The sequence below is a fragment of the Pseudomonas sp. AC463 genome (genome assembly GCF_979253585.1).
Genome location: NZ_CEEDDZ010000097.1, coordinates 1 through 493, shown reverse-complemented (window position 1 = coordinate 493; position 493 = coordinate 1). Strand labels below are relative to the sequence as shown.

Sequence of the window (493 nt, the reverse complement as noted above, 5' to 3'; positions counted from 1 at the left end):
AGAAATCGCGCGGCGAGCTCGTCGGCGTGATCGTGCAGTTCGGGGGGCAGACGCCGCTGAACCTCGCGCGGGCGCTCGAGGCGGCAGGTATCCCGATCCTCGGCACCTCGCCGGCGGCGATCGATCTGGCAGAGGACCGCGAGCAGTTCGCGGCCCTGGTCAACCGGTTGAAGCTGTTGCAGCCGTCGAACGGCATCGCGCGCAGCCGCGATGAGGCGATCAATGTCGCCGCGCGAGTGGGCTATCCGGTGCTGATGCGGCCCAGCTTCGTGCTGGGCGGGCGGGCGATGGAGATCGTCGAGGGCCCGGCGCAGCTCGACGATTACATCCAGACCGCCGTGCAAGTGTCTGGTGACGCACCGGTTTTGATCGACCAGTATCTGCGCGACGCGATCGAGGTGGATGTCGACGCGATCTGCGACGGTGACGATGTCGTGGTCGCCGGCGTGTTGCAGCATATCGAGGAGGCTGGCGTCCATTCGGGCGACAGTGC

At 67.1% G+C, this 493-nt stretch carries 1 protein-coding gene; it reads left to right on the top strand.

Translation table 11 applies throughout. The annotated features are described in order from the left end of the window. The coding region (locus AC0IYH_RS29260; protein WP_471837520.1) for an ATP-binding protein at positions 1 to 493 on the top strand (493 nt) is incomplete at both ends.